Source organism: Phycicoccus sp. CSK15P-2 (genome assembly GCF_016888005.1).
Taxonomy (GTDB): Bacteria; Actinomycetota; Actinomycetes; order Actinomycetales; family Dermatophilaceae; genus Phycicoccus.
The window spans coordinates 1-22,367 of the sequence record NZ_JAFDVE010000001.1; the positions used below are offsets into that span (position 1 = coordinate 1).

General features: G+C 72.2%; 23 protein-coding genes and 1 tRNA gene. 12 read left to right on the forward strand and 12 right to left on the reverse strand.

All coding sequences use genetic code 11. The features are described 5' to 3' along the window. Together JQN72_RS00005 and JQN72_RS00010 are read left to right on the forward strand one after the other, a co-directional pair. The coding region (locus JQN72_RS00005) for an RICIN domain-containing protein (RefSeq protein ID WP_204133229.1) at positions 1 to 164 on the forward strand (164 nt) is incomplete at its 5' end. A gap of 11 nt (positions 165 to 175) precedes the next feature. Then, a complete protein-coding gene (locus tag JQN72_RS00010; RefSeq protein WP_204133102.1) occupies positions 176 to 1,417 on the forward strand; it encodes a carbohydrate-binding protein in 1,242 nt (413 codons plus the stop codon). 198 nt (positions 1,418 to 1,615) lie between these two features. Here JQN72_RS00010 and JQN72_RS00015 read toward each other — a convergent pair whose 3' ends face one another. Next, the gene (locus JQN72_RS00015; protein WP_204133103.1) at positions 1,616 to 2,185 is read right to left on the reverse strand and encodes a TetR/AcrR family transcriptional regulator; all 570 of its coding nucleotides are present in this window, start codon (positions 2,183 to 2,185) and stop codon (positions 1,616 to 1,618) included. 81 nt (positions 2,186 to 2,266) lie between these two features. Here JQN72_RS00015 and JQN72_RS00020 point away from each other — a divergent pair, with 81 nt between their 5' ends. Then, on the forward strand, positions 2,267 to 3,154 hold the full coding sequence (locus JQN72_RS00020) for an SDR family oxidoreductase (RefSeq protein WP_204133104.1): 888 nt from the start codon (positions 2,267 to 2,269) through the stop codon (positions 3,152 to 3,154). 74 nt (positions 3,155 to 3,228) lie between these two features. Here JQN72_RS00020 and JQN72_RS00025 read toward each other — a convergent pair whose 3' ends face one another. From JQN72_RS00025 to JQN72_RS00035, 3 genes are all read right to left on the reverse strand, one after another. Beyond that, on the reverse strand, positions 3,229 to 4,056 hold the full coding sequence (locus JQN72_RS00025; RefSeq protein WP_204133105.1) for an ABC transporter permease: 828 nt from the start codon (positions 4,054 to 4,056) through the stop codon (positions 3,229 to 3,231). Then, positions 4,053 to 4,952, reverse strand: coding sequence for an ABC transporter ATP-binding protein (locus JQN72_RS00030; RefSeq protein WP_204133106.1), 900 nt, complete (start codon positions 4,950 to 4,952; stop codon positions 4,053 to 4,055). Before JQN72_RS00030 ends, JQN72_RS00025 begins: the two co-directional genes overlap by 4 nt. Before the next feature lie 163 nt (positions 4,953 to 5,115). Continuing rightward, complete coding sequence (locus JQN72_RS00035) at positions 5,116 to 6,660, reverse strand: potassium/proton antiporter (protein ID WP_204133107.1); 1,545 nt, start codon at positions 6,658 to 6,660, stop codon at positions 5,116 to 5,118. Between the two features lie 46 nt (positions 6,661 to 6,706). Here JQN72_RS00035 and JQN72_RS00040 point away from each other — a divergent pair, with 46 nt between their 5' ends. Further along, positions 6,707 to 9,376, forward strand: a complete 2,670-nt coding sequence (locus JQN72_RS00040) for a penicillin acylase family protein (protein ID WP_307812295.1) — start codon at positions 6,707 to 6,709, stop codon at positions 9,374 to 9,376. Positions 9,377 to 9,450: 74 nt separating this feature from the next. Here the strand turns inward: JQN72_RS00040 and JQN72_RS00045 are convergent, their stop codons facing one another. Next, positions 9,451 to 10,023, reverse strand: coding sequence for a 5-formyltetrahydrofolate cyclo-ligase (locus tag JQN72_RS00045; protein ID WP_239099884.1), 573 nt, complete (start codon positions 10,021 to 10,023; stop codon positions 9,451 to 9,453). A 17-nt stretch (positions 10,024 to 10,040) separates the two neighbouring features. Here JQN72_RS00045 and JQN72_RS00050 point away from each other — a divergent pair, with 17 nt between their 5' ends. The 6 genes from JQN72_RS00050 (at position 10,041) to JQN72_RS00075 (ending at position 15,371) form a co-directional block, all read left to right on the forward strand. Further along, the gene (locus JQN72_RS00050; protein ID WP_204133109.1) at positions 10,041 to 11,426 is read left to right on the forward strand and encodes a UTP--glucose-1-phosphate uridylyltransferase; all 1,386 of its coding nucleotides are present in this window, start codon (positions 10,041 to 10,043) and stop codon (positions 11,424 to 11,426) included. Beyond that, positions 11,426 to 12,643, forward strand: a complete 1,218-nt coding sequence (gene glp, locus JQN72_RS00055; protein WP_204133110.1) for a gephyrin-like molybdotransferase Glp — start codon at positions 11,426 to 11,428, stop codon at positions 12,641 to 12,643. The genes JQN72_RS00050 and glp overlap by 1 nt, the downstream gene beginning before the upstream one ends. Continuing rightward, on the forward strand, positions 12,636 to 13,130 hold the full coding sequence (moaC, locus tag JQN72_RS00060; protein WP_307812296.1) for a cyclic pyranopterin monophosphate synthase MoaC: 495 nt from the start codon (positions 12,636 to 12,638) through the stop codon (positions 13,128 to 13,130). Before glp ends, moaC begins: the two co-directional genes overlap by 8 nt. Beyond that, the gene (locus JQN72_RS00065) at positions 13,127 to 13,621 is read left to right on the forward strand and encodes a molybdenum cofactor biosynthesis protein B (RefSeq protein ID WP_204133111.1); all 495 of its coding nucleotides are present in this window, start codon (positions 13,127 to 13,129) and stop codon (positions 13,619 to 13,621) included. The genes moaC and JQN72_RS00065 overlap by 4 nt, the downstream gene beginning before the upstream one ends. A 65-nt stretch (positions 13,622 to 13,686) precedes the next feature. Next, positions 13,687 to 14,292, forward strand: a complete 606-nt coding sequence (locus JQN72_RS00070; protein WP_307812297.1) for a GNAT family protein — start codon at positions 13,687 to 13,689, stop codon at positions 14,290 to 14,292. 92 nt (positions 14,293 to 14,384) lie between these two features. Continuing rightward, on the forward strand, positions 14,385 to 15,371 hold the full coding sequence (locus JQN72_RS00075) for a hypothetical protein (protein WP_204133113.1): 987 nt from the start codon (positions 14,385 to 14,387) through the stop codon (positions 15,369 to 15,371). Between the two features lie 47 nt (positions 15,372 to 15,418). Here JQN72_RS00075 and JQN72_RS00080 read toward each other — a convergent pair whose 3' ends face one another. Beyond that, complete coding sequence (locus JQN72_RS00080; RefSeq protein ID WP_204133114.1) at positions 15,419 to 16,711, reverse strand: AI-2E family transporter; 1,293 nt, start codon at positions 16,709 to 16,711, stop codon at positions 15,419 to 15,421. A 228-nt stretch (positions 16,712 to 16,939) separates the two neighbouring features. Between JQN72_RS00080 and JQN72_RS00085 the strand changes: the two genes are divergently transcribed. After that, positions 16,940 to 17,012 (forward strand) — tRNA-Ala (locus JQN72_RS00085). 61 nt (positions 17,013 to 17,073) lie between these two features. On the opposite strand, the gene JQN72_RS00090 is transcribed toward JQN72_RS00085, so the two are convergent. The 5 genes from JQN72_RS00090 to JQN72_RS00110 all read right to left on the reverse strand — a co-directional run bounded on the left by JQN72_RS00090 (position 17,074) and on the right by JQN72_RS00110 (position 20,877). After that, on the reverse strand, positions 17,074 to 18,156 hold the full coding sequence (locus JQN72_RS00090) for a tyrosine-type recombinase/integrase (RefSeq protein WP_204133115.1): 1,083 nt from the start codon (positions 18,154 to 18,156) through the stop codon (positions 17,074 to 17,076). Beyond that, positions 18,153 to 18,368, reverse strand: a complete 216-nt coding sequence (locus tag JQN72_RS00095) for an AlpA family transcriptional regulator (RefSeq protein WP_204133116.1) — start codon at positions 18,366 to 18,368, stop codon at positions 18,153 to 18,155. Before JQN72_RS00095 ends, JQN72_RS00090 begins: the two co-directional genes overlap by 4 nt. A 38-nt stretch (positions 18,369 to 18,406) precedes the next feature. Continuing rightward, on the reverse strand, positions 18,407 to 19,900 hold the full coding sequence (locus JQN72_RS00100; RefSeq protein ID WP_204133117.1) for a replication initiator: 1,494 nt from the start codon (positions 19,898 to 19,900) through the stop codon (positions 18,407 to 18,409). A gap of 384 nt (positions 19,901 to 20,284) precedes the next feature. Then, the gene (locus JQN72_RS00105; protein WP_204133118.1) at positions 20,285 to 20,569 is read right to left on the reverse strand and encodes a hypothetical protein; all 285 of its coding nucleotides are present in this window, start codon (positions 20,567 to 20,569) and stop codon (positions 20,285 to 20,287) included. A gap of 47 nt (positions 20,570 to 20,616) precedes the next feature. Further along, on the reverse strand, positions 20,617 to 20,877 hold the full coding sequence (locus tag JQN72_RS00110) for a hypothetical protein (protein WP_204133119.1): 261 nt from the start codon (positions 20,875 to 20,877) through the stop codon (positions 20,617 to 20,619). A gap of 114 nt (positions 20,878 to 20,991) precedes the next feature. Between JQN72_RS00110 and JQN72_RS00115 the strand changes: the two genes are divergently transcribed. Then, entirely contained in the window at positions 20,992 to 21,321 is a 330-nt protein-coding gene (locus JQN72_RS00115; protein WP_204133120.1) for a hypothetical protein, read from the forward strand. Between the two features lie 16 nt (positions 21,322 to 21,337). Here the strand turns inward: JQN72_RS00115 and JQN72_RS00120 are convergent, their stop codons facing one another. After that, positions 21,338 to 22,171, reverse strand: a complete 834-nt coding sequence (locus JQN72_RS00120) for a hypothetical protein (RefSeq protein ID WP_204133121.1) — start codon at positions 22,169 to 22,171, stop codon at positions 21,338 to 21,340. Positions 22,172 to 22,367: the final 196 nt, after the last annotated feature.

Genomic DNA, 22,367 nt, shown 5'->3' on the forward strand with positions numbered 1-22,367 from the left:
CGTCGAACGCGGCGCAGAAGTGGGTGCTCTCGAGTGCGGGTGACCTGGTCAACCCGCAGGCGAACAAGTGCCTGGACATCAAGGACTGGGTCAACAACAACGGGGCCCAGCTGCAGATCTGGACCTGCGCAGGAACGGCCAACCAGAAGTGGCACAAGGGATGAGGAGAGATCGGATGACGATGACTCGCGAGACCCCCACGCACGAGAGCCGCCGGCGTCGGCGGGCGGCGCGCAGGACGGCCTCGGCCGTGTTCGCGGCCGTCCTCCTGTCGCTGGGGCTCACCTCCGTCACGGTGGTCGGGGCCTCCGCGGCCGAGGCCTGTGTGGCGGCCTGGTCCTCGAGTGCCGTGTACGTCGGCGGCGACCGCGCCTCCTACCAGGGGCACAACTACCGCGCGAAGTGGTGGACCCAGAACGAGAACCCCGCTCAGCGCAGCGGGCAGTGGGACGTCTGGGAGGACCAGGGCGCCTGCGGCGGTGGAGGCGGTGGCACGCCCACGCCCACGCCGACGCCCACGACCACGCCACCGCCCGGGGGCTCGGGCGGCCAGGCGGCCGCGCCGTACGTCTACCCGGGCTGGGGCAACCCGCCCGCACCGTCGACGGTGATGAACGCCACGGGCATCAAGACGTTCACGATGGCCTTCGTGCTCGCCAGCAACGGCTGCAACCCCGCGTGGGACGGTGAGAGCGGCCTGACCGGTGGGGTGCACGCGCAGTACATCCAGCAGGTCAAGGCGGCCGGCGGCACGATCATCCCGTCGATCGGCGGCTGGTCGGGCAACAAGCTCGGACCGAACTGCTCCACGCCCGAGGCGCTGGCCGGGGCCTACCAGAAGGTCATCGACGCCTTCGGCCTGACCGCGATCGACATCGACATCGAGAACTCCGACGAGTTCGAGAACGAGGCCGTGCAGGACCGGATCCTCGGCGCGCTGAAGATCGTCGAGCAGCGCAACCCCGGCATCACGACGATCATCACGTTCGGGACCTCCACCACCGGCCCGACGTACTACGGCAAGCGGCTCATCCAGCGGTCCAAGGACCTCGGGGTCCCGATCGACATCTACACCCAGATGCCCTTCGACTTCGGCGGCGGTGACATGTACCAGGCCACCGTCGGGGCCACCCAGGGCCTCAACGCCGAGCTGCGCCGGGTCTTCGGCTGGAGCGAGGCCGATGCCTACAAGCACATGGGCATCTCCGGCATGAACGGGCTCTCCGACCAGCGCGAGCTGACCACCCCGGAGACGTGGACGAAGATCAGGGACTGGGCCAAGGCCCGGAGCCTGGCCCGGTTCACCTTCTGGTCGGTCAACCGCGACCGGGGCTGCCCGAATGGCGGCGTCGTGTCGAACTGTTCCGGCATCGAGCAGGCCGAATGGCAGTTCACCCGCATCACTGCGGGCTACTGAACGAGGCCTCCACCGGCTCGCCGGGCGATCCTCGGCGGGACCACGAGCCCCCGGCGTCACTGCCGGGGGCTCGTGGTGTCGTGGGCGGCCGGGCGGACGCAGGGGTTCGCCCGGCCCCGGGGCCGGACGGCGGCGCGTGGCGCCGCTCCCACCTGCCCGGTCCAGGGCGGCGCCGGGAGCACGTCCGCGGAGTCGGGTCTACGCCTCCCCCGTCAGCGCGGTGAGCTCGCGCAGGACGTCGTCGGCGATGGCGTCCAGCGGCCGGGTCTCCCCGTCGGCGATCCACTGACCGAAGGCGACGCCGAACACGGTCGTCCCGGTCTGGGCGGCGAGGGTGGCGGCCGGCTCGGGCACGCCGCGGGCCCGCAGCGCCCCCGCCAGGGTGTCCGCGAGCCCGGCGAGCTTGTGCCGCTCGCGCTCCTGGAGCGGGGGGTTGGCGTCGATGACGCCCTGGCGCATCCGTGAGTGCGGGCGACGCTCGTCGTCGAACCACGACGCGCCGCCGCGCAGCGCCGTCATCACGGCCTTCATCGGGGTGACGCCGGGCGAGACGGTGTCCAGCGCGTCGACGAAGACCCGCTCGAACTCGTCCTGCCCACGGAACAGCACGTCGCGCTTGTCGGTGAAGTGCCGGAAGAAGGTGCGCTCGGTGACGCCGCACGCCGCGGCGATCTCGGCCGCCGTGGTGCGTTCGAAGCCCTGGGACGTGAACAGCTCCATCGCGGCCTGCTGCAGCCGCGCCGCCGTCCCGGGCTCCCACCGTGCCATGGCTCCATCCTAATGATGACAGTCGCTGACATCAGAATGTACAATGATGTCAGCCACCGACATCATCCGAAGGAGAACCCCATGCACGTCTTCGTCACCGGAGCCACGGGATGGATCGGTACCGCCGTCGTCGACGAGCTGCTCGCCGCCGGCCACGAGGTCACCGGCCTGGCGCGGTCCGACGCCTCCGCGACGACCCTCGAGGCCACGGGTGTGCGCGTCCGACGCGGGGATCTCGACGACCCGACAGGCATCGCCGCCGGTGCCGATGCCGCCGAGGCCACGATCCACCTCGCCAACCTCCACGACTTCTCCGACATGGCCCGATCGAACGCGGCCGAGCGCGGGGCCGTGCAGGCGGTCGCCGGGGTCTACCGGGGGAGCGGCCGTCCGTTCCTCATCGCCTCGGGCCTCGCGACGGTCGCCCGCGGACGTCCGGCGACCGAGGAGGACCCCTCGCCGGCCCGGGGCCCGGACAGCGCTCGGGGTGGCGCTGAGAACTACGTCCTCGACCTCGTCCCCGACGGGCTGCGCGCCGTCGCGCTCCGCTTCGCGCCGTCGGTGCACGGGATGGGCGACCACGGTTTCGTCGCCGAGCTGACGCGGGTCGCCCGCGAGCGCGGGGTCTCCGGGTACCCCGCCGACGGCACGAACCGCTGGGCGGCCGTCCACCGCTCCGACGCCGCTCGCCTCGCGGTGCTCGGGCTCGGGGCGCCGGCCGGCTCGCGGCTGCACGCCGTGGGGGAGGAGGGCATCCCGAGCCGTGAGATCGCCGAGGCCATCGGTCGCTCGGAGGGCCTGCCCGTCGTCGCCGTGGACCCCGGGGACGTCGCCGACCACTTCGGCTGGATCGGGATGTTCTTCGGCCTCGATCTGACCGGAGGCTCCGCCGCCACGCGGGAGCTGCTCGGCTGGACCCCGACCGGCCCGACGCTGCTCGAGGACATCGGCGCGGGCGCCTACCGCTGACGCCCGACAGCCGCACGCGGTGACCCGGACCCGGGTCACCGCGTGCGGCCGTGTCCGGCGTGTCGGTGCGCGAACTACTTCACCTCGACCCGGGTGATGAGCCACATCCCGACCGCGAGCGGCAGGGCGACCCAGGCGGCGACCGAGGTGCCGAGCTGGGCCCACTGCTCCCCGCTCAGGTCTCCGGTGAAGAGCGGCTCCATCGTCCGGTTCATGTCCAGCCAGCGTCCGGCCTTCTCCGCACCCGACCACAGCGCTCCCAGAGCCGACCACGCGGTCGGCAGGACGAAGTACAGGACGATCGCCGCTGGGGTGTTGCGCAGCAGCATCCCGAAGGCGATGCCGTTGAGCAGGCCCAGGAGCACGTAGCCGGCGGCCCCGAGCCAGACGGTGCCGGCGAGCTCCCAGTCCCCGGTGGCGCCCCGGAGGCCGATGGCGGCGGCGTGTGCGGCAGTCCCCAGAGCGAACGAGAACGCGACGGCGACGACCCCGACGAGCAGGCTCGCGGTGACCTTGGCCCACGCGACCCGCGACCGCCGCGCCTCGAGGGTGAAGGTCACCAGGGCGGTGCGCTGGGACCATTCGGAGGTGACGGCGAGGATGCCCACGACCGGCAGGAGGATCGCCATCGGCATCGTCGTCGCCTGCAGGTACTCGCTGAACGGGTGCTCCCCACCGTCCTGGACGAAGAGGATCGTCAGCGTGCCGGCGATGACGACGGCGATGGCGATGAGCAGCCAGCGGCCGGCCCGGGTGTCGAGCATCTTGCGCAGCTCGACGTGGACGAGCCGGGTGAACGGCAGACCCGCCGTGGGGCGGTTCCCGGGGATCTGCGCGGGCAGCGTCGCTCCTGCGGTGGGCGGATGCGCCCGAGCCGACGTCTCGCTGGTCGTCGTGCTCATGCCGCCACCCCCTCGCGGGCCGTGTCGCTCGTGAGGTCGAAGAACATCTCCTCGAGCCCCCGCTGGTCACCGGTCCGCAGCTCGAGCAGGACGACCGCGGCCTGGAGCGCCGCCCGGCCGACGACCTCGGGGGCCGCGTCCACGAGCATCCCGCCGGAGGCGATGGGGTTCACCCCGACGCCGGCGGACACCAGAGCGGCGCCGAGGCCGGCGTCGTCCGAGGACCGCACGACGGTCCCGGAGCCCATGAGCAGCTCGTCCGTGGTGCCCTGCGCGACGATCCGACCGTGGCCGATGACGACGATGTCGTCGGCCACCCGCTCGATCTCGTTCAACAGATGGCTGCTCAGCAGCACCGTCCCGCCCTGGGCGGCGAAGCCCTTGAGCAGGTCGCGCATCCATCGGATGCCCGCCGGGTCGAGCCCGTTGGCGGGCTCGTCGAGGATCAGCACCTCCGGGTCGGCGAGGAGAGCGTGCGCGATGCCGAGCCGCTGACGCATCCCGAGCGAGTAGTTGCGCACCCTCCGGTTCGCCTCCTTCTCGGTGAGGCCCACGAGGTCGACGAGCTCGTCGACCCGGCGGCGGTCCACCCCGGTGAGGATGGCGCCGAGGGTCAGCACCTCCCGTCCGGTGCGCCCGGCGTGCTGGGCCGAGGCGTCGAGGAGCAGCCCGACGTGCCGGCCCGGGTTGGGAAGGGTGGCGTACGGCCGGCCGAGCACGGTGGCTCGGCCGGACGTGGCTGGGGTCAGGCCGGCGACGACCCGCATCGCGGTCGTCTTGCCGGCCCCGTTCGGCCCGAGGAAGCCGGTGACGCGCCCGGGCCGGGCCTCGAACGAGACTCCGTCCAGAGCGGCGAACGCGCCGTAGCGCTTCGTGACGTTGTCGAGGGTGATCATGGGGACGAGCCTCCCGGTGTCGGCCGGGGTGCCGCCATGAGGGACGGTCCTGACCCGACCCTGAGCGGCCTCGGGGTGGCTCAGGGTGGCTGCTCCGAACCGGACGGGCCGAGGCGCCGCCCGTCGGCCGGGACGCCCGGCCGGTCCTCCCGGCCGGGAGGCCTCAGGTGTCGGTCCACTCCGCGAGCCGACCGCCGCGGCTCACGAGGTAGAGACGCTTCTCCGTCGCCTCGCGCGCGGCCGACGGGGTGACGACGAGCAGCTGGTCGCCGTGGCGCAGCATGTCGCTGTCGCGAGGGACGAACGAGCCGCCCTCGCGCACGACGAGCGCGACGTTGGCACCCCGCGGGAGGCGCAGCTCGAAGACCCGGACCCCGCCGATCCGCGACTCGGGGCCGACGTCGACCTCGAGGAGCTCCGCCCCGAGGTCGGCGAGCGGGGTGGCCTCGACGGCGAGGTCGAGGGTCTGGTGCGAGGTGTCCAGGCCCAGCCGCCGCGCCATCCAGGGCAGGGTCGGCGCCTGGATGACGGTGAAGACGACGACGAGGACGAACACGAGCTCGAACATCCACGTGACGCCGCTCGCCCCGGTGGTCACCGGGACGGTAGCGAGCACGACGGGCACCGCGCCGCGCAGCCCGGCCCAGGACAGGAACGCCTGGGTGCGCCAGCCCATCCCGAAGGGGGTGAGGGACACGACGACCGAGAGCGGCCGGGCGAGGAGCAGCACCGCGGCACCGATGACGAGGGCGGGCACGACCTGGTCGGCGAAGCCCGACGGGGAGGCGAGCAGCCCGAGGAGGACGAAGAGCCCGATCTGCGCGAGCCATCCGACGGCGGTCGCGAACCCGACGACGGACGGGCGGTGCGGGAGCTGGACGTTGCCGAGGACGAGCGCCGCCAGGTAGCAGGCGATGAACCCCGAGGTGTGCACCGAGTCGGCTGCGCCGTAGGCGAGGACGGCCACGGCGAGGGTGCCGATGGCGAAGAGCGCCGACGAGGCGGTGGCGACGACGCGCAGCAGCCGGGCCCCGAGCCACCCGACCGCCAGGCCCACGACGGTGCCCCCGGCGAGCTCGGCCACGGCGACGAGCAGGATGTGCCACCACGGCTCCGGCTCGCCGCTCGGCGCGACCGCCCCGGCGAGTGCGGTGACGAGGAGCACGACCGGCGCGTCGTTGAAGCCGGACTCGGCCTCGAGCATGCCCGAGACCCGGCGCGGCAGGGGGACCCGACGGAGCACCGAGAAGACCGCCGCGGCGTCCGTGGAGGCGACGACGGCGCCGATGAGGAACGAGACCTCCCAGGACCAGCCGAGGACGAACCGGGCGACGACCCCGACGACCACGACGCTCACCGCGACCCCGACCGTCGACAGCACCGCGGCGGGGGCGACCGAGCGCCGGATCCCCGACCACTGCGTCGTGATGCCGCCCTCGACGAGGATGAGGACCAGTGCGGCGTACCCGAGGACCTGCGTCAGCTGCTCGGAGTCGTAGCGGATGCCGATGCCCGACTCGCCGAGGACGAGCCCGATCCCGAGGTAGATGAGCAGCGACGGGAGCCCCGAGCGCAGCGAGAGACGGACCGCGACGACGGCGACGACGAGCACGAGACTGCCGACGAGCAGCGCGCTCGCGAGGTCGTCGAGGGTGAAGCCCGCGGAGGCACCGTCGGACGCCGCAGGGAGCGCCCATCTGGGTGTCACGGGGACCGTCCTCGTCTCGGCGGGAGAGGTGTCCTAGTCTCGCAGGGTGCCCCGCCTCGTCGTCGTCCGCCGCATCCTGCTGGGACTCGTCGCCGCCGTGGTCGTCGCGGCGGTGGTCGCCGGTGTCGTCGTGGTCTCGGCGGCCCGCGACTCGCTGCCCACCCGGTCGGGTGAGGCCTCGCTGCCGGGCCTCGGCGCGGACGTCGAGGTCCTCCGCGACGGCAGCGGCATCCCGCACATCTACGGCGACAGCATCACCGACCTCGCCCGCGCGCAGGGGTACGTGCACGCCCAGGAGCGGTTCTTCGAGATGGACCTCCGTCGGCACGTCACCGCCGGGCGGCTCTCGGAGCTCGTCGGGTCCGCCGGGTTCGAGACCGACAAGGTGATCCGGACCATGGGCTGGCGCCGCGTCGCGGAGCAGGAGCTGCCCACCCTCGAGCCCGAGACCCGCCAGGTGCTCCAGGCCTACGCGGACGGCGTCAACCGCTACCTGCGCGGTCGCAGCCCGGGCGACGTCTCCCTGGAGTACACCGTGCTCGGGCTCCAGCACCCGCTCGGCGACATCGAGGACTGGACGCCGGTCGACAGCCTCTCCTGGCTCAAGGCGATGGCCTGGGACCTGCGCGGCGACTACGACGACGAGCTCGCCCGGGCCCAGCTGAACGGTCGTCTCACCGCGAAGCAGATCGCCGAGATCTACCCTCCCTACGCTCCCGACCTGCGCCCGCCGATCCTCTCGGACGACGAGTGGCGTCCGGGGCGGGCACCGTCCGGCGCGGCGACGCCGAGCGCGCTCGTCACCGACGGTGACGGGGCGCAGGGGGTGGCCGACGCCGAGACCGTCGTCGCGGAGACGACCTCCCCCGCCGCGGTCAGCGCCTACGCCGCCGTGCAGCAGGCCATGGACGCGGTCCCCGAGCTCGTGGGCCGGGGAGACGGCATCGGCTCCAACTCGTGGGTCCTGTCGGGGACCCGGACGAGCACCGGCAGGCCGCTCCTCGCGAACGACCCGCACCTCGCGACGTCCCAGCCGGGCATCTGGATCCAGAACAGCCTGCACTGCCGCACCGTCGGGCCGTCCTGCGCCCTGGACGTCTCGGGCTTCTCGTTCGCCGGGGTGCCCGGCGTGATCATCGGCCACAACGCCGACATCGCCTGGGGGTTCACGAACCTCGGCCCGGACGTCACGGACTTCTACCTCGAGCGGATCGTCGGCGACACCTACGTCCGCGACGGCGAGGAGATCCCGCTGACCGTGCGGGAGGAGACGATCAAGGTGGCCGGTGCCGCCGACCAGAAGATCACGGTGCGGGCCACCGAGCACGGCCCCGTCATGTCGGACGTCGTCAAGGCTGCCCGCGATGCCGGGCAGCGGGCGCCCACGCCGGAGGAGGAGGACGAGACCGAGGACTACGCGGTGTCCCTCGCGTGGACGGGCCTGGAGACGGGCCGTACCGCCGACGCCATCCTCCGCCTCAACCTCGCGTCGACGTGGGCGGAGTTCCGTGAGGCGGCCCGCTCGTTCGCCGTCCCTGCCCAGAACCTCGTGTACGCCGACACCGCCGGGCACATCGGCTACCAGGCTCCCGGCCGTATCCCGATCCGGCGGGCCGCGATCCCGAAGAGCCCGCCCGGCTACTGGCCCGCACCGGGGTGGGACTCCCGCTACGACTGGAGCGGGTACGTCGAGTTCACCGACCTGCCGTGGACCCTCGACCCCGACGACGGGACGATCGTCGCGGCCAACCAGGCCGTCATGGCGGGCAGCTCGCCGTTCCTCACCACCGAGTGGTACGCGGGATGGCGCAGCACCCGCATCTCGCAGCGGCTCGCCGAGCTCGACACCGTGACCCCCGCCGACATGGCCGACATCCAGATGGACGACGAGGACCTCTTCGCCCAGGTGCTCGTGCCGTCCCTCCTCGGGGTGCCGCTCGAGGCGCCCGACAGCGAGCCCGAGCAGCAGGACCTGCTCGACTTCACCGAGGAGGCGCGCACGCTGCTGCGCGGGTGGGACCGGTCGACGCCGGCCTCGGACTCCGACTCGGACTCCTCGGCCGCGGCGGCCTACTACTACGCGGTGTGGAGCAACCTGTGCGAGCTGCTCTTCGACGACGAGCTCCCGACCGAGCTGAGGGCCGACGGCGGTGCGCGGTGGCGGGCGGCGGTGCAGAACCTCCTCGCGGACCCCGAGAGCGACTGGTGGGACAACAAGCTGACCCCGAACGTCACGGAGGGCAAGGACGAGATCCTGCGCCAGGCGCTCGTCCAGGCCCGCCTCGAGCTCACCCGCGAGCTCGGCAAGGACCCCAAGAGCTGGGAGTGGGGCAAGCTGCACCGCCTCACGATGGAGCACAAGGTGTTCGGCGACGAGAGCGTCCCCGGCCCGGTGCGCTGGCTGTTCAACGAAGGTCCGTTCGACCTCCCCGGAGGGTCGGCCGTCGTCAACGCCAACAGCTGGAACGCGGGTGAGGGCTACGAGGTGACCTCCACCCCGTCGATGCGGATGGTCGTCGACCTCTCCGACCTCGACGCCTCGACCTGGATCAACCAGACCGGTGTCAGCGGCCACGCGACCGACGAGCACTGGGACGACCAGACCGGTGACTGGATCGCCGGTCGCCAGCGTCCCTGGCCCTTCAGCCGGGAGGCCGTCGAGAGCACCGACCCGGACGTCATGACCCTGCGCCCGGACGCCCCCGACGGTTCCTGACGAGTACCCCGCACGTCCGGCGACACCGGAGGGCTCCGCCCCGGCGACCGCGTCCGGACGCCCGGCATCCACCGCTAGGCAGTCACCGGGAGCCCCACGTACCCGTCCGCGGTGAGGACACCGCTGACGGGGACGTCGTGGGGCTCCCGGGGCAGCGGCTGGTCCGCCGCGCCGAGGAGCTCACCGGGGTGTAGCAGCACCACGACAGGGACACCGGGAGCGCGCAGCAGCGCGCGGTCGTAGCAGCCACCGCCCTGGCCGAGCCGGGTGCCGGCCCCGTCCACCCCCAGGCCCGGGGCGAGGACGAGCGACGCGCTGCCGACGGCGTCGAGCCCGAGCGGTTCGCGGTCGGGGTCGCGGACGTCGGCCCAGTCGAGGTCGAAATCCGGCAGCGTGAGCGGCACGAGCACCCGCATCCCGGCGGCCACGAGCGCGGTGTTGAGCGCCTCGGTCGGGGGCTCGACCGGGAGCGACTCGTACGACGTGACCGTGTGCCCTGGGCCGAGCCCCAGGTCGTCGACGAGGGCCAGGCCGCCGCGCGCCAGGGCGGTGCTGTCGACGACGCGGTCCCGACGGCCCGCGAGCTCGCGCCGCCGGGCCCGCGCGGACGCTCGGCGAGACCTCTTCGGGATGCCCGGCACGGACATCATCGTAGGGTGGCGACATGACGAGCGAGGCGCTGCGGGCGGCGACCGGGACGATGCGTCGGGCTGGCGTGGACGACCTCGCGATCCGGGTCTTCGCGAGCTTCCACGAGCAGCTCGGCTCCGACACGACGGGGACCATCCCCGAGGACACCGTCGAGCCCCTCACCGAGGTCCCCGCCCTGGCCGACGTCCGCCCGGACGACGAGAACGCGGTCCGCGAGGCGCTGGGCCGCACGGTCGTCGTCAAGCTCAACGGCGGGCTCGGCACGGGCATGGGCGTGCAGGGGCCGAAGTCGGCTCTCGAGGTCCGGGAGGGGCGGACCTTCCTCGACGTCATCGCCGAGCAGGTGCTCGCCCTGCGGGAGCGCTACGGCGTCACGGTGCCGCTGCTGCTCATGAACTCGTTCCGCACCCGTGACGAGTCGCTCGCCGTCCTGCGCGGCCATCCCGGTCTCGAGGTCGAGGGTCTCCCGCTCGACTTCGTCCAGAGCAAGGAGCCGAAGGTCCGGGCCGACGACCTCTTCCCCGTCGAGTGGCCGGTCGACCCCGAGCTCGAGTGGTGCCCGCCCGGTCACGGCGACGTCTACGTCTCGCTCCGCACGAGCGGGCTGCTCGACACCCTGCGCGAGCGCGGCTACCGGTACCTGTTCCTCTCCAACGCCGACAACCTCGGCGCCACGTGCGACGGCGCGGTCCCCGCGTGGATGGCCGCCGAGGGCATCCCCTACGTCGCCGAGGTCTGCCCGCGCACCGCGAACGACCGCAAGGGCGGGCAGCTGGTCGTCCGCCGGGCGGACGGACGCCTGGTCCTGCGGGACAGCGCGATGGTCGCCGACGGCGAGGACCACTACTTCCAGGACATCGACCGGCACCGGTTCTTCCACACGAACAACCTCTGGGTCGACCTCGGCGCCCTCGCCGCCCGCCTCGACGAGCGTGACGGCGTCCTCGGGCTGCCGCTCATCGTCAACCGCAAGACCGTCGACCCCACGGACGCCACGTCCACACCCGTCATCCAGATCGAGTCGGCGATGGGGGCGGCGGTCGAGATCTTCGACGGCGCCCGGGCGGTCGCCGTGCCCCGCACCCGCTTCCGGCCGGTCAAGACGACGAACGAGCTGCTGCTCATCCGCAGCGACCTCTACCGCCTCGCCGCCGACGGCAGCGTCGAGGCCGTGTCGGACCGCCCGGAGCCCTTCGTCGACCTCGCCAAGCCGTACAAGCTCGTCGGGGGCTTCGAGGAGCGCTTCCCGGGCGGGGTCCCGAGCCTGCGGGAGTGCACGAGCCTGCGGGTGGAGGCCGACGCCACCTTCGGGACGGGTGTCGTGTGCATCGGGGACGTGCGCGTCACCGGGGACACCCGGGATATCCCCGACGGCGCGCGCCTCGAGGGCGACGTCTGATGCGCTCGGTCGAGGAGCACCGGGAGGCGGTGCTCGCACTCGTCACCCCACTGCCGGCCACCGCCGTCCCCGTCCGCGCGGCCCTCGGGCGGGTTCTCGCCGAGGACGCCGTCGCGGCCGTGGACCTGCCCGGGTTCGACAACTCGGCGATGGACGGCTACGCGGTCCGTGCCGCAGACCTCGCCACCGCCACCGAGGTCGCACCGGTGACCCTGGCCGTCGACGGCGACATCGCGGCCGGGGACATCCGGCGTCACGTGCTGGAGCCCGGACGGGCGCTGCGGATCATGACCGGTGCCCCGCTGCCGGACGGCTGCGACGCGGTCGTCCCCGTCGAGGCCACCGACGGAGGCGCCACCCGGGTCGGCGTGCGACTCGCACCGGAGGTCGGCCGGCACGTCCGGCGACAGGGCGAGGACGTCCGGGCGGGGCAGACCGTGCTGCGGGCCGGGACCCTCGTGGGTCCGGGCCACGTGGCGCTGCTGGCCGCCGCGAACATCGCCGAGGTGCCGGTGCACCGTCGGCCCCGGGTCGCGGTCGTCTCCACCGGCGACGAGCTCGTCCCGGTCGGTTCGCGGCTCGAGCACGGCCAGATCGTCGACTCCAACAACGCGATGCTGGGTGCGCTCGTCGAGGCGGCCGACGGGGAGGTCGTGGCCGCGGTCCACCTGCCCGACGACGCCGACGCGGTGCGGGCCTTCCTCACGGCACCCGAGGGTGACCCCGACCTCGTCATCACGAGCGGTGGGGTCTCGATGGGTGTCTACGACACCGTCAAGGAGGTGCTGAGCGAGGTCGGCGGGGTCGAGTTCGTCAAGGTCGCGATGCGCCCCGGCATGCCGCAGGGCTGCGGCGCCGTTCCTGGAGCGGCCGCCGTCGTGACCCTTCCCGGCAACCCGGTCAGCTCGTTCGCGTCGTTCCATGTGTTCGTCCTCCCGGCGCTGCGCCGGCTGGCCGGACGGGACGCGGGGGACGACGGTGGCTTCGACGCCGTGGCGGGGGAGGACTGGTCCACGGTGCGGGAGAAGCTCGAGCTGACCCGGGTCGTGGAGGACGGAGGCGTCGTCCGGCGCTCCGGTGGCCAGGGGTCGCACATGGTCGGCGCCCTCGGGCTCGCCACGGCGCTGGCGCTGGTGCCGGTCGGTGTCGAGCACGTCCGGGCCGGCGACACCGTCCGCTGCGTCCCGCTCCTCGGGCAGGATCGACACCGTGGCTGACGACTCTCCCCGCTCCGGGCTCACCCACGTCCGCGCCGACGGCACGGCGCACATGGTCGACGTCTCGGCCAAGCAGGTGACCGCCCGCCGCGCCGAGGCCCGGGGCCGGGTACTCCTCTCGGCCACGGCGGTCGGCGCGCTCCGGGACGGCACGGTGCCCAAGGGCGACGCGCTCGCCGTCGCGAGGGTCGCCGCCATCCAGGCCGTCAAGCGCACCCCCGACCTCGTCCCGCTCGCGCACCCCGTCGCGGTGCACGCCGTCGAGGTCGATCTCACCGTGGTCGACGACGGTGTCGACCTGCGCGCCGAGGTCCGCACCGCCGACCGCACCGGCATCGAGATGGAAGCACTCACCGCGGTCACGGTCGGGGCCCTGGCACTGGTCGACATGGTCAAGGCCGTCGACAAGCACGCCCGGATCACCGACGTCCGGGTCACGGCCAAGTCCGGTGGCCGCTCGGGCGACTGGGCCGAGGAGGCGCCGTGAGCGAGCGTCCGCTCGATGGGCTCCGGGCCGTCGTCGTCACCTGCTCGACCCGCGCGGCGCGCGGCGTCTACCCGGACCGCGGGGGTGCTGCGGTGGTCGAGCGGCTGCGCGCCTGGGGGTGCGAGGTCCCCGAGCCCACGGTCGTCCCGGACGGGCCGGAGGTCGCCGAGGCGCTCGCCGCCGCCGTGGCCTCAGGGGTCGAGCTCGTGCTGACGACCGGCGGCACCGGGATCACGCCGACGGACGGCACGCCCGAGGCGACCCGGCCGCTCCTCGACCGCGAGGTGCCGGGCATCGCCGAGGCCATCCGTGCTGCGGGGGTGTCCAAGGGCGTCCCGACGGCGATGCTCTCGCGCGGGCTCGCGGGGCTCGCCGGCCGGACGCTCGTGGTGAACCTCCCCGGCTCGTCCGGTGGGGTGAAGGATGCCCTCGACGTCCTCGCCGGCGTCCTGCCGCATGCCCTCGACCAGGCACGGGGTGGCGACCACTGATGCGGCTGCGGCGGCACCGCCCGAGCCGGCGCCGTTCCCCGGCACCCCCGGAGTGGGTGTGGCCGGTGCGCCTCACGGGTCTCACCCCCGTCGGGGTCGCGCTGACGCTCCGCCCCCTCGCCCTCGACGACGAGGCCGCCTTCCAGGACACTCGACGGGCGAACGCCGACTGGCTCCGGCCGTGGGACGCGACGAGCCCGGACCCGAACGACGTGCCTCGGCGGTTCGCGGAGCTCGTGCGGCAGTACGAGACGGAGGCCGAGGCGGGGCGGATGCTCCCGTTGGTCATCGAGGTGGGCGGACGGCTCGTCGGACAGCTGACCATCGGCACCGTCGTGTACGGGTCGTTCCGCTCGTGCACGGTCGGCTACTGGGTCAGCCGGTCCGAGGCGGGGCGCCTCGTGGTCCCGACGGCCGTCGCCCTCGTGGCGGACCATCTCTTCGGCCGGGTGGGCCTGCACCGGATCGAGATCAACATCCGTCCCGAGAACGTCGCGAGCCTCGCGGTCGTGCGCAAGCTGGGGTTCCGTCCCGAGGGACTCCGGCCGTGGTACCTGCACATCGACGGCGCGTGGCGCGACCACCTGGCGTTCGCGCTCACCGTCGAGGACTGTCGGGGCGAGCCGGTGCTCGACCGCCTGGTCCGGATGACGGGTCCGGCTGCACCGTAGCCCCGTCCGACACAGTCGTCACACACGTCACTTCCGCGACACACCGGGGCGGGTGCCACGGAGAGGGACCGGGCGCGCCTACCGTCGGTGCCGTGCGGTCCGAGTCCAGCCTGATCTTCCTCGTCGTCATCGGGGTGTGGGCTGCCTACTTCGTGCAGTACTGGATCCGCCGTCGCGACCATCTGGCCACCGCCCGCTCCGTCGAGCAGCTCAGCGCCGCGATGCGCGTCCTCGAACGGCGTACGCCGATCCCGAGCACCGACCTGTCCGACCCGGCGCCGCGCTCCTGGTCCGTGCACCCGAGGCGCCCAGCACGACCGCAGGTCGCGATGGAGCGGTCCGTCCCCGCCACCGCGCCACCCACACCGACGGTCACCGAGCCGCTCGCGCCCCGCTCGGCCCCGCGCCCGTCCGGTCCGCGGCCCGGCCGCCGGGTGCGTGCCGTCGTCCTCGTGGCCAAGCTGCTGACGACCATCCTCGTCGCCGCGCTCACGGTGCTCGGCGCGCTCGTCTGGTGGGCGCCTCTCGTGTCGTTCGCCGGCCTCGTCCTCGTGTTCACCTGGGTGCGCTCCGCGGTCCGTGCCGAGCAGGCGCTGCGGGCTGCTCGCCGGCGCCGCATGGTGCGTCGGACGCGTCATCGGCAGGAGGCCGCCCCGGCCAGGTCCGCGCGCCGCACGGCTGCGATGCGGCCCGCCTCCGCGACCACGGTCGGCGACCCGGCCGGCTCCGAGGAGGTCGTCGCGATGGCTGCGGCCACCGAGGCCGCGACCCCGGTGGAGCGCACGTCCGAACAGGTCGAGGCCGCGTCCGAGCCGGCCGAGCAGCCCGCGGCCGAGCAGGTGGCGGTCGAGCCGGAGCCCGAGCCGGTGGTCGTCGAGTACGTCCACCTCGTCGACGAGGACGACATCCCCCTGACCTGGGACCCGGTGCCCGTCCCGCGGCCGACGTACACGATGAAGGCCAAGGCGGAGCGTCCGACCGTGCCGCCGGCCGAGGTCACCCCGACGCCCGCCCCGGCGCAGGCGCCGGCCGCGGTGCACGAGCACGACCTGGCCGAGCGACGCGTCGCCGGGGCCTGACGGCTCGTCCCCTCGTCCGGCCCGGTGGCCGGCCGCCGGGGCCTGCCTCAGTCGCGGTCCTGGTCGGTGGTGGTCGCGTCGTTCGCGATCGGTGCGTCCGGGGAGTCCTCCGCAGCACTGGCCTCGGCCTTCTCCACTGCGGCCGGACCGAGCACGTCCCGCACGGTCGGGTCCTCGGTCTCGTGGGCTCCCGGGCCGTCCGGGGAGTCGAGCAGGTGGTGGCCGACGGCGTTGAGCACGGCGACGGTCGGCACCGCGATGAGACCCCCGATGATGCCGGCGAGGATGAGACCGGCGGCGATGGCGAGGATGACGGCGAGCGGGTGCAGCCGCATCGCACGGCCGATGAGCAGCGGCTGCAGCAGGTGACTCTCGAGCTGCTGCACGCCGATGACGATTCCGAGCATGATGAGTGCCTGGACAGGCCCCAGCGCGACGAGCGCCAGGAGGACCGCGACGCCCCCCGAGACGGCCGCCCCCACGATCGGGATGAAGGCACCGAAGAAGACGAGCAGGGCGATGCCCGAGGCGAACGGGACGCCGAGGATGGCGGCGCCGATGCCGATGCCGGTGGCGTCCGCGAGCGCCACGAAGATCGTCGCGCGGGTGAACGCCGCGAGCTGGCCCCACGCGATGAGCCCCGACGAGTGCACCTTGGTGCGCGCGCCTCGGGGGAAGACCCGGACCACCCACGCCCAGATGGCGGCGCCGTCGTAGAGGAAGAAGAAGAGGGTGAACAGCGCGAGGAAGAAGCCGGCGACGAGATGACCCACGGTGAGGCCCGCGGCGGCGAGGGAGTCGGTGAGGTTGCCCGAGCTGAACGCGTCCCGAGCGCGCGCGATGTAGTCGGTGAGCTGGGTGTCCGTGATGCCGAAGCTGTCCTGGGCCCACTGGCGGATCTGCTCGATGCCGTCGGTGACCCGGCTGGTGATGTCACCCAGCTGGCTCGTCAGCTGCGACCCGACGAACGAGAGCAGACCCGAGACGACGGCGATCGTCCCGATGACCGTGAGGCCCGCCGCGAGACCTCGCGGCAGGATGCGGGCCAGACGGTCGTAGACCGGGTGGAGCAGGGCCGAGAGCAGGAGCGCGACGAGCACCGGGATGACGACCTCGGACAGCAGGCTGGAGAGGTACAGGAATCCCACGAGCGCTGCCGCGATGACGACACTCCGCCAGGCCCACTCGCTGGCGGTGCGGACACCGCGGGGGACGGACCACTCCGCCGGGCGCAGGGCGTCGTCGCCGGTCGTCCACCCCTCGGGTCGGCCGGGGAGCGAGCGCGGCAGGTCCGCAGGGTCAGGACCGGACCGGGGGCCGCGGAGGAAGGGTGGTCGCATGACGCGACTCTAGGCGCTCCGAGCGACGACGTGCCGCGCCGCGACCTGCGCGGATGGGTGGACACCCTGGGGTGACCGGCGGTCATCAGGCGGAGCGTCCGGGGGACCGGAGGGCGCCATGGGAACGCTGCGAGCGTGCGTGTCCGGACGTCGGGTGGGGCCCGGTCCGTGGGAGCGGCGTCGGTTTCGGAGCGGCGCTCGCCGGGTGTTATCGTTTCTCCCGCACTCGGGGCTGTGGCGCAGTTGGTAGCGCGTCTCGTTCGCAATGAGAAGGTCAGGGGTTCGAATCCCCTCAGCTCCACCCACCGGAAACCCCGTCCGACCAGCACATACGTGCCGGCCCGGGCGGGGTTCTCCCATTGTCATTCACCGCCCACCCCCTTCCGTGCCCCCCTCGTGCCCCCCGGAGCCGCGTTCAGACGGTCCAGCCCCGCCAGGTCGGCCCCGGTCCCGAGGAAGTGGAGGTACCGGTTCGTCGTCGCGATCGACTCGTGACCCATCCACGCCTGGACCGTTCCCGGGTCGACCCCGCGGGCCAGCCAGAGGCACGCCGCGGTGTGCCGCAGGTCGTGGATCCTCCGGCCGTGACCGGTCGTCGCCCACTGCACGGAGCGCAGCACCGAGGTGCGGTGCAGGCGAGCGCCGCCAGCCGAGGTGAACAGCAGCTCGCTCGGATCCTTGCTCTCGCTGAACCGGAGGACGATCGGCAGGACCCGGTCAGCCAGCGGCACCCGGCGCGTCCGCCTGCCCTTCGTCGCCTTCACCGTCTGACCCTCCGGCTGGGATCGGCGCACGAGCAGGCCAGGAGTCGGCACCTGCATGACGTCCTCGACGCGCATCGACCGCGCCTCTGCCCACCGCAGCCCCGTCCAGCACAGCACGAGCAGAACGTCCGCCAGATGCGGCGACCGCTCGGCCCACTGTGCGTGCACCACCTCGACCTCGGCCTCAGTGAACGGGTCCATCTCGTCGACCTCCCGAGACTGCCTCGGTACCCGGACACCGAGAACGGGATTGGTCAGGATGACCTTCTCGCGGACGCACCAGGCAAAGAATGACGACAGGCTCGCCCGGTAGCGGACCACCGAGCTCTCGGCCATCCCCGCAGCCAGCAGCTGCTCGAACGCCCGAGCCACCTCGCGGCCAGACACGGCAGAAACGTGCACCGCCAGCAGGCTCGTCGGGCTCAACCGCAGCACGTCGAGATCCGCCCGGTAGGTCTTGGCCGCAACCGTCGTCCGGCGTACCGCCAGCCACCGGTGCATCAAGGATCGAACCCGCTCTCGGCCGGCACGAGGGTCGATCCCGCCGTCCAGAGCGGCGCGTTCGCGCGACAACCACGCCCTGGCCTCGCGCTGCGTGTCGAACACCCGGCTCGCGACGTCGACCCGCCCGCTCTTCAGCTTCGCCCGGAACCGACCGTTCGGAAGCTTGCGAACACTCACGCCGCGACCCTCGACAGCCACGCCTCCACGTCCTGACGTCGATAGCGCGGACATGATGGAGCAAGCCACACCACCCGCGGACCATGGCCGGTCTGCCGCCAGCGACACAGCGTCGACGGCGACACCCGCAGCGCCCGTGCCACCTCCGCCGACGTCAGCAGGCGCTGTAGCGCCTCTGGGCCGGCACCCGCCACCTGACTCTTCTGCTCCATGCCACGTTCCTCTCTCCCACGTCCTTCACGATGCTGAGCTACCGACTTCCCGATCGCCATTGGTCGTACTCCCGGGCCCGGGCCGCGGCAGCAAGGGCGAGCGCTTCCTCCGCGGCATCGCGCCAGCCGGTGCCGAGGTAGGTCCAGGACCCGACGACCAGCGTGGTCTCGTCTTGATCGTCGGCCAGGAGCCGGCACTCGAGGTCGCGGGTGTCGATGGGTTGGCCGGTGCGGCGGGACTCGGCGGCGAGGGTCTGCCAGCGGGTGCGGGCTCGTCTGAGAGCGCCGAGGGTGACGGAGTAACGGCGGGACTTGGTACCGAAGTGGCCGCGGAAGCCCAGCATGTGCACCCACTGGGTCATCCGCTGGTAGTCGTGGTCCTCGGGGTGGTGACGGGCGGCGCGGCCGGCCAGGTCGGCGCAGGCGGCACGCAGGGCCGCGATGTGGCGGCGATGTTGCCCTTCGCCGTGCAGGCCGGAGACGTCCTTGGTGGCGTACTTCGCGAGGTAGCCGGCGACCTGACCGGGGGTGAGGGCGGCGTCGGGGTCATCCAGCCGGCGGCCGGCGGTGACGACGCGGACGTCGAGCTGCGCGCCCCAGGCCAGGACACGCGGGATGTCGTCGGCGTCGACCGGTTCGGCCAACAGAGCTACGGTCCGCGCGGCGTCCCGCACGAGCGCGGCCAGAACCGGGCCGTCGAGAACCGCCGGGGCGGGCGCGCCGATCCCGGCCGCGGCAGGGCCGTCGAGCCGGATCAGGGCGTGGAAGTGGACCAGGCCACGGTCCTGGTACTCCGCGACCTTGGCGTACTGGATCGACGCGTGCTCACCGAGGGTCGCTTCGCTGACGCCGAGGTAGCAGGCGACCGCCCGGCGGAGGGCGATGGTCGTGCGGCGCCACAGCTCGGGGGCGTGCCACTGCCAGATCACGGCCGAGGCGGTGTCGTAGCAGTCCGCACAGAGCGGTGCGCCGGAGCGGGAGTCGCCGCGTTCGTGCACCTGCGTGCACCAGCGGGGTCGGCCGTGGGGGCAGCGGGTCCGGTCGTCCCGACGTCGGGGCCGGCAGGGTCTCCCGCTGCGGTGGCCGTGAACGAGGCCGAAGGAGGGAGCGGTGAAGGTGGCGAACAACAGCGGGTTGTCGGCGACCGTGGCGGGGACGGTCTTGCCGCCGGCGACGCCGGAGCGGATGAGGGCGAAGGTGTCCCGGGCGTAGGTGCGCGAGCACGCGGGACAGACGTGCGCGCGACGGTTGCCGCAGGGCCGGTACAGCACCCCGAGCGGCGCGTCCGTCGAGGAGAACGTCGAGAGGACTTCTCCGGTCGCGGCGTCGACAGTGGTGGAGGTGCCGGCGAGCCGGACCGGTCGGGCGCAGTTGTGCACCGCGGCGAGCGTGTCGAACAACGATTCGTCGGTGCCGTCCCTGAAGCGAGCGACGAGTCCAGAGAGGTCGAGTCCCGAGTCGAGCTCCAGCGGTGCGTCCTCGCCGAAGCCACGGAACCCTGACCGCGTGCACGGGTCGGTGGGGTGGGTCACGCGCGGCCACCCCTTCCCGAGGGTGTGCCGGGTGACTAGTGCGACCCGTCACCCGGCACACCCGGTCCAGGGCGGCCAGGTCGCCGAAACGTCTCTAAGCCCCTGGGGTCGCTCAGGAGACGAAGCAGCGGGCGCGAGAAGAAGTCATGTGCGGCGACGAAGTATGCGGCCACTGGCCAGGGTGGGGAGCCGACCCCCAGGCGATTGCCATCAAGTTTGGGTGTACGCCCGCTTGGTGCCCCCAATGTGACGCCCGGCCGAACACTCGTTCAAGGAGAAGCCGAAATCAATTGCTGCGCCCGGTTCCTTCGCAAGGGACGATGGGCGGCCCTGAACGTCCGCACATGCCGATGATGAGTGATCGACTCTGCCCACGATCGGGCTTCAGGTCAACGCCAGGCGGAGTTGTCCGTTTGGCGTTCTGCCCAACACCTTCAGCCGGAGGTGCGCCCCCACCGCGGGGTGGTCTACAAAGTCCTCCCGAATGTGCTCAAGGCCCATCGCAGTGACGTTGACGTGGCCCCAAACGTCCTGCGCGGGGACGTAGACGCCGACGCCGTAGACGTGCTGGCAGGCGACTACGCCTTCCACGATCGTGTCCGGGTCGATGGCGTCGGACTCTTGTTCCACGGGGGTGCGCGAGTGGAAACACCGATAGTCGTTGGCCACTTTGCGAGCCTATCGATCACCGCACACTCCGGCCGCGACACGCACGTTCAGCCTTGGGTGTGAACCTCGAAGCCCGCTGAGCGCCAGGCGCGCGTGATGTTGTTCTGAATCTCGAGTCGTCGCTCTTCGGGGATCGAGTCCACGTACACCACGAACGCTTTGTCGGACATAGCCTCTGAGTTCACGTGGAGCCTGCAGTCGCCGTCCAGGTACTCCATGCCTGCACGCCCGAGCGCACGGACCTCGAAGCCGAGAGAAGAGACCAGCCACGGGCCCCGCTTCGAGAACCGCTCTACTCCTGTGGCCACACATGAAGTTTGCCCCCTAGAAGAGGTCCGCACACGCCGCAATCCGTGCGGTCGTGTCGACGAGGTCGCGTCAGAACACCAGGCAGCGACAGCAAGCATCAGTACCGTCAGCCCATGGGCAACGAGTCAGCACTCGGATTCGAATCGAAGAGACACTTCCAACTGTGGCTCTACTCGGTTAGCCACGCCCAACTGCTTCTGCGTAGCACCAAGGGGCGCAACGCGGACTCCCGTGTGGACGTGCTGTTCAAGGGCGTCGCCGCGCTCAATCTCCCCACCTCGTTCGATGGGCTGCGGGTCCGGGAGGCAACGCCCGGGCACTTCGACGTCAGCGGAGCGAACTGGCAGGGAAGCATCGAGGCTCTGGCGTTCTTCGCTGCCGAGGACGACGGCGAGTACTACGACCTCAGCCCCTTCGCGGCCTCGCTTGGCGAGCAAGCCTGAACGTCCGCTCATGCCGCTAGGCGCTCGTCTCGGCATGCCTGACCTGGGGACGACGTGCGCGGAGTTGTGGAATCCGCGCCACCTGGTCGGTCGAGGACAGCCCGTCTGCGGTCGACAGCAAGCTGAGTAACTGCAATTGGCGGCCGCTGTTGGCTGCCGCCTCCAACTTGTGGTGGCCATCGAGGAGGAAGTGCGTGAGCGCCCAGTGGGCGTAGTAGTCACCTCCGATGGCATTGGCTGGTTGGCAGACGTCGAGGATGGAGACGGCGACCGCCGTCGGTCTGTTGCTCGACGTCAGGGCAGTCTCCAGCTCACGGACGCGGGCGCGCTCGTTCCACGAGGGCGGCACCATCGGAACGACGAACTCGTACAGGTGCGCCGCGGCGTCCACGGCTGTCTCGAAGGTCCGGTAATAGGGGGTGCGGGGATACTCCGGCAGGCCCCAGAACCCATCGACACCCCAGGTTTGAACCTGCTCGTGCGCGAAGTAGTCGCCTTCCAGCACTGGGCTCACCAACCGGGGATGGATGGCGAGAAGCAACGGGAGGTACTCGCCGCGCGCAAGCGCCGCACCAAATGGTTCGATGACGTCGTCGTCGAGTCCTCGTAGGCCGTCCCCCAATCGGTCCTGCAGCTCTTGGATCGAACCACCTTCGTTGGCGCCCTCAAGCCGGCGAAAGACGAACTGGCACGTGCCGCACCAGAAGGACAATTCGAAAGCTGGGCGCTCGTTGACCATAAGGACGCGTCGTCCCGCCCAGGTGCCTTCCTTCTTGGTCTCTTCCCCGAACCGCAACCATGGCTCGGAGGCCGCGCCCAGTACGCGTGGTGCTCCCGCTTCCAACAGCATGGCGAGACCCTATGCCTGCAGGGTCGGCCTGGGAGCCCGCTCGGAGGGCGCCGATCATCTGCAGATGCGACCGGACGTCTCGCTTCGACGGCGCAACGACACGGGGCGAGTCTCCCTCCGTGACCCTGGGGACAAGCCGCCCGGTTCGGCCTCGGGAGGACTTTCTCTACTGGCTCAAGGCGGCGCTCCGTGCCGC

Coding starts and splice junctions, on each gene's coding strand:
- JQN72_RS00080 (WP_204133114.1), bottom strand. CDS start 16,711: ATGCGACCACCCTTCCTCCGCGGCCCCCGGTCCGGTCCTGACCCTGCG.
- JQN72_RS00095 (WP_204133116.1), bottom strand. CDS start 18,368: ATGGAGCAGAAGAGTCAGGTGGCGGGTGCCGGCCCAGAGGCGCTACAG.
- glp (WP_204133110.1), top strand. CDS start 11,426: ATGCGCTCGGTCGAGGAGCACCGGGAGGCGGTGCTCGCACTCGTCACC.
- JQN72_RS00115 (WP_204133120.1), top strand. CDS start 20,992: ATGGGCAACGAGTCAGCACTCGGATTCGAATCGAAGAGACACTTCCAA.
- JQN72_RS00120 (WP_204133121.1), bottom strand. CDS start 22,171: ATGCTGTTGGAAGCGGGAGCACCACGCGTACTGGGCGCGGCCTCCGAG.
- JQN72_RS00045 (WP_239099884.1), bottom strand. CDS start 10,023: ATGTCCGTGCCGGGCATCCCGAAGAGGTCTCGCCGAGCGTCCGCGCGG.
- JQN72_RS00030 (WP_204133106.1), bottom strand. CDS start 4,952: ATGATCACCCTCGACAACGTCACGAAGCGCTACGGCGCGTTCGCCGCT.
- JQN72_RS00050 (WP_204133109.1), top strand. CDS start 10,041: ATGACGAGCGAGGCGCTGCGGGCGGCGACCGGGACGATGCGTCGGGCT.
- JQN72_RS00015 (WP_204133103.1), bottom strand. CDS start 2,185: ATGGCACGGTGGGAGCCCGGGACGGCGGCGCGGCTGCAGCAGGCCGCG.
- JQN72_RS00010 (WP_204133102.1), top strand. CDS start 176: ATGACGATGACTCGCGAGACCCCCACGCACGAGAGCCGCCGGCGTCGG.
- JQN72_RS00025 (WP_204133105.1), bottom strand. CDS start 4,056: ATGAGCACGACGACCAGCGAGACGTCGGCTCGGGCGCATCCGCCCACC.
- JQN72_RS00020 (WP_204133104.1), top strand. CDS start 2,267: ATGCACGTCTTCGTCACCGGAGCCACGGGATGGATCGGTACCGCCGTC.